Here is a 1,160-nt window from a genome sequence, read left to right as displayed (position 1 = left end):
GCCAGCAGCTACTCCGGCGACACGAGCGGGGGTTCGAACCTCTCGGGCTCCGCGCTCGGCGCCGAGGTCGCCAGGCGGGCCACGGCCGCCGGGCTCGACCCCGCCACGTCGCCCGCCGACGCCCTGACGGCCTCCGCCAGCGGCCTCGACCCGCACATCTCCCCCGCGTATGCCGCCACCCAGGTTCCGCGCGTCGCCGCGGCCCGCGGACTCGACGTCGCCCGGGTGCGGAGCCTCGTGGCGGCGCACACCCAGGGCCGGATCGGCGGGTTCCTCGGCGAGCCACGCGTCAACGTCCTCGAGCTCAACCTCGCCCTGGAGCGCCAGACCGCATCCGGCAACGGGTGACCTGAGAGGATCGCGACATGGGGCGAGGCTCGCTGCGGATCTACCTCGGTGCGGCGCCGGGCGTGGGCAAGACCGTCGCGATGCTCGATGAGGCGCACCGCCGCCTCGACCGGGGCACCGACGTCGTCGTGGGCTTCGTGGAGACGCACGGACGGCCACACACCGCTGCGCTGCTCGACGGCCTCGAGGTGCTCCCCCGGCGCCAACTGACCTACCGCGGCGCGGCCTTGACCGAGCTCTCCGTCGACGCGGTCCTGGCCCGGCGTCCCCAGGTCGTGCTCGTCGACGAACTCGCCCACACCAACGTGCCCGAAGCCGGCGAGGCGGAGCGACACGAGAAGCGCTGGCAGGACGTCGAGCAGATCCTCGAGGCCGGCATCGACGTCATCTCGACGGTGAACATCCAGCACCTCGAGTCGCTCAACGACGTCGTCGAGTCGATCACCGGCATACGGCAGCAGGAGACGGTGCCCGACGAGGTCGTGCGGCGGGCGGACCAGGTGCAAGTCGTCGACATGTCACCCGAGGCCCTGCGCCGTCGGATGGCGCACGGCAACATCTACGGGCCCGACCAGGTCGACGCCGCCCTGGCCAACTACTTCCGCGTCGGCAACCTCTCGGCCCTGCGCGAGATCGCGCTCCTGTGGCTCGCCGACCGCGTCGACGAGGCCCTCGAGCGCTACCGGGCCGACCAGGGCATCAGCGACCAGTGGCCGGCGCGCGAGCGGATCGTCGTCGCACTGACAGGTGGGGCCGGAAGCGAGACGCTGCTTCGGCGCGGCGCCCGCATCGCGACCCGGGCAGCCGGCGGG

At 73.2% G+C, this 1,160-nt stretch carries 2 protein-coding genes; both read left to right on the top strand.

The features are described 5' to 3' along the window. Positions 1-348, top strand: a 348-nt coding sequence (locus AC1DP0_RS22110; protein WP_478088770.1) for a potassium-transporting ATPase subunit C, incomplete at its 5' end; no start/stop codon positions are given. Positions 349-365: 17 nt separating this feature from the next. Continuing rightward, a partial coding sequence (locus AC1DP0_RS22105) for a histidine kinase (protein WP_478088768.1) occupies positions 366-1,160 on the top strand: 795 nt, incomplete at its 3' end.

The organism is Terrabacter sp. P5_B1, assembly GCF_056400505.1.
This window is presented reverse-complemented; position numbering and strand designations above follow the sequence as displayed.